Source organism: Enhygromyxa salina, from assembly GCF_002994615.1.
GTDB lineage: Bacteria > Myxococcota_A > Polyangia > Nannocystales > Nannocystaceae > Plesiocystis > Plesiocystis salina_A.
In genome coordinates, this window is record NZ_PVNK01000177.1 from 44,500 (window position 1) to 50,692 (window position 6,193).

Annotated in this window: 3 protein-coding genes; all 3 read left to right on the plus strand. The window is 71.3% G+C overall.

The genetic code is table 11. The annotated features are described in order from the left end of the window. Positions 1–43: 43 nt before the first annotated feature. Positions 44–3,301 carry a tubulin-like doman-containing protein gene (locus tag ENSA5_RS20635; protein ID WP_106393392.1) on the plus strand — a complete coding sequence of 1,086 codons (3,258 nt, stop codon included), beginning with the start codon at positions 44–46 and terminating at the stop codon, positions 3,299–3,301. A 19-nt stretch (positions 3,302–3,320) separates the two neighbouring features. After that, positions 3,321–5,864, plus strand: coding sequence for a hypothetical protein (locus tag ENSA5_RS20640; protein ID WP_106393393.1), 2,544 nt, complete (start codon positions 3,321–3,323; stop codon positions 5,862–5,864). 2 nt (positions 5,865–5,866) lie between these two features. After that, a partial coding sequence (locus ENSA5_RS20645; RefSeq protein ID WP_219906822.1) for a hypothetical protein occupies positions 5,867–6,193 on the plus strand: 327 nt, incomplete at its 3' end.

The following is a 6,193-nucleotide window of genomic DNA, read 5'->3' on the forward strand; positions in this document are numbered from 1 at the left end:
CCCTCAACAACGACAGCCCAGCGAAGACCAACAGGAGACAGCCATGCCGATCAGGATCATGCCAGGTGAGGTCACCCCGACTCTGTTCGTTGGACTCGGCGGCTCGGGCGGCCGCGCCGTCGGGCGCATCGCCAAGCGGCTGCGGGCCCACAGCGACTACGATCTCCAGTTTCGCAGCCTCGTCCGCTTCATTGCGGTCGACACCAACGACGCCGACCTCGCCCGCCTCCGCAAGGGCACCGACGAGTACGGCAAGGTCGACGAGACCGTGCTGATCAGCGACTTCGACAAGGTCGCCTACTCCAAGCTCCGCCGGGGCGAGAGCTTCGCCGAGGCAGACAGCTACTTCACCCAGTGGGTCCACGACTGGTACCACTTCCGCGAAGAGAGCGGCGCCGGGGCCGGCCAGATCCGGATCGAGAGCCGCCTGAGCATGTTCCGGGCGATCGAGTCGGCCGACATGGTCCAGAAGCTCCAGGCCGTGACTCAGGAGCTGCGCAGTCACTCCGACGGCATGCGCCACCAGAGCGCGTCGATCCAGGTGTTCGTGTACTTCTCGGTCGCGGGCGGGACCGGCTCGGGCGGCTTCCTGCCCTTCGCCTACATGATGCGCGACATCCTCGACGATCGCTCGGCCCGGCTGGTCGGCTTTGCGATCCTGCCCGAGGCCTTCGAGAGCGTGGTCGGCATGAACCGCGACGGCATCTACGCCAACGGCTACGCGGCGCTCAAGGAGGTCGAGCATCTGATGAAGCTCGACACCCAGTACCCGGTCGACGAGCTCGCGTTCCACTACGACCCCCGCAACAAGCACAGGCTCTCGGTCTCGCGTCGGCCCTACGACCTGCTCTACGTCGTCGATCGGCCCCAGACCTTCAGCCTCGACGACGTCGGCGAGGCCCTCGCCGACGCGACCTACGTCCAGATCTTCTCGCCGATCATTGGCGACCAGCAGGCCGACTACGACAACTACACCAAAGAGAACCGGCGCCTCTTTCCCGACTCGCTGTGGGATCGCAAGGACGGCTACTCGGCCTTCTACGGCACCCTCGGCGCCTCGGTCATGATCCTCCCGCGCGAGGACGTGCTCGAGTACTGCGCCCGGCGCTACGCGGCCACGGCCGTGCGCCGCTACGTGCTGCTCGACGATCCGGCCCTGATCTCGCCGCGCCAGCGCGAACAGTTCAAGCGCTTTGCGATCAAGCCCGAGGAATTCTCGCAGCTGTCCGACGACGCCAAGGCCCGGCGGATCGACGACAGCTTCGAGAGCAAGATCCGCCTGCTCGCGACCCAGCAAGACGTCGAGGGCGGCATCTGGCAGCGCATGGCCAAGCTGCCCGAGCTCGCCCGGGCCAAGTTCCAGGCCGCGCTCGACAAGTTCCAAAACGAGCTGCGCGATCAGACCGTGGGCGTCCGCGAGATCTCGGCCGACCGGATCCTCGACGGCTCGTGGACCCCGGCCGCGAGCCTCAACGCCCTCCAGCGTCAGGTCGCCGAGGCCCGCGAGAAGATCGAGAAGGCAGTCCAGCTCGAGCTCGACCGGATCGCAACCGGCGACTGGTGGACGACCTTCTTGGCCAACGCCGGGCCCGACGAGGCCCCGGAGCTCAACCTCTACGAGCAGCGCTTCGTGCTGATCGACTTCCGCGAGAGCAGCGACGGCCCGCTCACGGCCAGCGCGATCGACGAGCTCCGGACCCAGGTCCAGCGCCTCCAGGCCGAGAGCGAGCTCGGCAGCGACGGGCGCTTCCGCGGCGAGATGAACACCCAGGCCGGGGAGATCAAGCGGACCTACGGCGGCTGGGACAAGCTCCTGACCCGCAAAGACAAGGACTTCGAGGCCGCCCGCGATCGCGCGGTCTCGCTGTTCAACGACTACGTCGACAAGATCCGCGCGTGGCTGATCAAGGCCGCGCTGCTCGAGTTCGTCGGCGCGCTCGGCCGCGCCGCCGAGCACCTGCGCCGGACCTTCCGCGACATCGAGGCCTCGGCCGGTCGCCTCGCCCGCAACCTCGAAGAGATCGCCCGGCGCTACGAATTCGACGGCGGCGTCGAGGGCCTGCGCAGCGAGGCCAACGAGTACGCCCTCGACGTCGAGCTGCTCCAGCACCCCTCGGCGCGGATGCGGTTTTGGAGCTGGTACTACGTCGACCAGATCGAGAGCCGGCCCGAGCTCCAAAACCAAGACGCGGTGCTCGTGGCCCTGCGCGAGGCCCTGCGCCCGCGCTTCGATGAGCACGGCGGCACGGTCCGCCCCGACGCGCGCCGGATCGTCGGCGAGATCGTCGATCAGCTGATCGACATGGCCAAGCAGCGGCTCGGGCCCGAGATCGTCGGCGACCCCAAGGCCTCGGATCCCAGCCGCCGCCTCGGCCTGCGCATCGACGACGCGCTCGCGCTCGAGGCCGCCTACTACGGCCGCCAGTCCGAGGACCCCCGCGCCGAGCCGATCGAGCTCCTCGACGATCGCCCCCTCGACCCGAGCGAGCTGTGGCGCGACGAGAAGGTCCGGACCTACGCGCGGCGCAAGATCGACCTGTCGATCAACAAGGCCCAGCCGCTGTCGCGCTATCAGCCCGAGCTGCGCGGGAGCATCAAGCACCCCAACATGCTGCTCGTCGGACTCCACGAGTCGCTGCGCAGCGGGCCCTTCCACGAGGTCTACGCCGAGGCCACGGGCAACGACTCGCAGGAGCTCGAGTGGGGCGACTCCCACCGGATCGTGTTCTACCGCTCGATCCTCGGCGTGCCCCTGTACTGCTTCCCCCACATCAACGACGACATGAAGGCGGCCTACCGCCGCTTCCAGGCCCAGCGCGAGCAGGCCTGGCCCCTGCACATCGACCATCACTGGGAGCGGCTGCCCGATCTCGATCCCGAGGATCGCCGCCGTGAGCTCGAGGCGGTCGAGGCCCAGCGCCGGGTCTCGGTCGTCGGGCTCGCGCTCGGGCTCGCCCGCGGGGTCGTCGAACAGCTCCAAGATCCCACCACGGGCACGCGCTCGTTCACCCTCCGAGTCCGCGAGGACCGCGCGCTCCCCCTGGCCGAGGGCATGCTCGCGGCCGCCGACGCGCTCGTCGCCCTGCGCAAGGACATGCCCGCGGTCTACGACAGCTGGGTCGCGCCGCTGCTCGCCGACGTCGCCTCGATCGACGAGGCGATCAAGGCCGAGCTCAAGCATTTCACCCGCAACTGGGCGACCCGAGCCCAGGATCTCGAGCTCGACGGCAAGACCCGCAGCACCGAGTACCGCGAGCTCACGGACGCCCGCAGCATCCTGGCCGGGGTCGTCGGCGACTAGCGCTCGCGCTGGGCATTCGATGGTCGACGGCGACGGCAGCACCACGCGCGGTCGGGCGTCGCGGACCCTCGAGGTGCCCGCGGTGCTGCTCGGGCTCGGTCAATTCGGTGCCCGGGTCGCCGAGCGCCTCCGGGCCGAGCATGCCCAGGGCGCGAGCAGGTCCGACACCGACCACGCGCTCGGGGTCGTGAGCGTCGCTTCGTCGGACCTCGCCAGCGTCGACACGATCGCCGAGCAGACCCTCGAGCTCGTGCGCCGGGCCCTGGCCCACACGCGGATGGTCGCGGTCCGCGACGCGAGCGCCGTCGAGCACCACACGCGCCTGACGATCTTCGTGTTCGCCAACCTCGGCGAGCTCGACGTCCGCGCCCACCTGTGGTCGATCCTGAGCAAGGTCCAGGCCCGGCTGCTGGCCGAGCTCGGGCCGATCTTCGAGGCCTACCGAACCGGCAAGGATCGCAACGGCGTGATCTTGCCGCTGCTCACGATGCCGCACCCGCCGAGCGCCGCCGACGGCCCCGAGCTCGTCGCCACGGTTCACGAGCTGGTCACGGCGGTCACCGCCACGCCCGCGCGCCGCCGCGCGATCCCGCAGCTGTACCTGATCGAAGACGTCGCCGAGTTCTCGGTCCTGTCCGAGGCCGAGCTCAGCCAGTGCGTGCGCAACTTTGCGACCCTGCTGCTCTACGCGGATCTCGGCGCGGGCCCCGGCTCCGACGTCGGGACCGAGCTCGGCAGCCAGCTGCTCCACGGCGACCAGCCCAAGGAGCCGCTAGCGACCTTCGTGTGTGCGGTCGCCGAATTCCCCCGCGCCAAGCTCGCGGCCTACGGGCGCGACCGCGTCGCCCTCGAGCTGCTCGACGCGATCCAGGACGCGCCGCGGGTCGACGCCAGCCTCAGCGACGCCGACGCCCTCGAGGAGATCGAGGCCCGTTCATTCGACCGCGAGGACGAGGCCGAGCAGGACGTCCGCGCGGTCCTCGAGCGCTACGCCCCCAAGCACGAGCCCGATCCCCCGCCGCGCTGGTGGCAGCGACCGGAGCGGGTCAGCGAGCGCTTTGGCCCCGACCCCGGCGACCCCTCGCTGCTCGCAGCCCAGGCCCCGGCCGCCGTGCCCCGCGGCTGGCTCGAGGCCCGCATGCGCGAGATCGAGAGCACCTGGCGGCTGCTCCAACGCAAGCGCTTCGACGACGTCGTGGCCCGAGATCGCGCGGCCGTCGAGCGCTGGCGCGATCAGCTGCTGGCCCGCCTGCGCAGGCGCGTCGATCGCGAGCTGTGGCACGACCCCTCGCCCCAGAGCCTGCGCCGGACCGAGGAGCTCGTGGCCAAGCTCCGCCGGGCCTTCGCCGAGCAGCTCGACGACGCCGTGCGCGAGCGCGACCAGGCCCGCCCGGCCCCGCCGCCCGACTTCGAGGAGCTCCGCGACGCCCACGCGCGCATGCTCGACGCCGCCCGGCGCAAGCCCGATCCCCCGCGCATGCTGCTGTGGGCGGTCCTGGCCCTGCTCGCGATCTTGCTGTTCGTGCCGCCGGTCCTGCGCATGCTCGCCGACGCGCTGTGGATCGATCCCGATCACTGGTACGAGCCGCTGGTCCGCGACCAGGCCTGGGTCACCGCGTTGTTGCTCGGCGGCCTCGGGCTCGGCGCGTGGCTCGGGTGGGTGCTCGGCAAGGCCCAGCTCGCCCTGCTCCGGGCCCTCGACCGCATGTGGGCCGCGCTCCGTAACACGATCGCCGGCGGCCACGGCTCGCTGCTCGAGTACTTCACCACGCGCCTGCGCCTGTCCCGAGCGATCGCCCGGGTCGAGTCGCTGCTCGCGGTCCAGGCCTCGCTCGACGCCGACGCCGAGAGCCTCCTGCTGATCGACAAGGCCGCCCGGCGCGCGCGGGGCGAGCTGCGCGATCACCTGCGCGAGCTCGGCGTCGAGCTCCGCCCGAACGAGCGCGACGACATCTCGGGCCTGCTCGGGCGCGGCGGCGAGACCCTCGTCGAACCCTTCGTCGGCGACGACGGGGCCGCGGACATCGTCGACGCGCTCGCGCCCGAGGGCCGCGAGAGCCGGGTCCACGACGTGCTCGCGACGCTGGCCAAGCACTACGCTCGCGGCGATCGCTGGCGCGAGGAGCTGCCCTTCGCCGACCTCGCGCGCCTCCGGCGGGCGTCGGAGCGCCACGCCGATCCGATCGCAACCTGGGATCCTTTCGCCGGGGCCGAGCGGGCCAGCGCGACCGCCGAGCGGATCGCTGGCTTCGTCCGTCGGCAGCGGCGATCCCTGCGCGGCGCGCTCAATTTCTCGGGCTACGAAGAGCTCGACGCGACCGGCGTGACCCACCCCTTCCGCCGCAGCGGCGAGGCGATCGTCCCCCGCTCGGCCCTGGCCCTGGTCCGCGAGCGGGCCGAGGCCGCGTCCGAGCGCATCGTCCTGCGGCCCGGGGTCGAGGAGGATCGGGCCTACTACGTGCTCACGGCCTCGGGCATCGCGGAGTCGGCCGTCGCCTCGCTCCACTCGGTGGCCAAGCCCGCGCCCGCCGTGGACCCGAACAGCACGGAGTCCCCGTCGTGAGCATGTTCGGCCTCAGCTGGTACGGCGTGCTCGCGTGGCTGTGGCTGTGGGCGGCGCCCCCGGGGGGGTCGCAGGACAGCGACCCAGCTCTGACCGAAGATCTGACCGAAGATCTGACCGAAGATCTGGCTGCCGATCCGGTCGTCGACGCCCTCGCGGACCCGGGCCTCGATCCAGCCGCCCCCCTCGCCGAGGGCATCCCTGACACCTTCGCCGACGCCGAGCGCCAGCTGGCCCCGGCGATCGCCGAGTTCCTCGACGCCGGCGCGGCCCGGGTCGTGCTCCCCCTGGTTGCGATCGCGCTGTTGCTGCTGCTCGCAGGCTTGATC

What these genes read in the sequence shown, in the direction of transcription:
- ENSA5_RS20635 (WP_106393392.1), top strand. Translation starts at nt 44, where the DNA reads ATGCCGATCAGGATCATGCCAGGTGAGGTCACCCCGACTCTGTTCGTT.
- ENSA5_RS20640 (WP_106393393.1), top strand. Translation starts at nt 3,321, where the DNA reads ATGGTCGACGGCGACGGCAGCACCACGCGCGGTCGGGCGTCGCGGACC.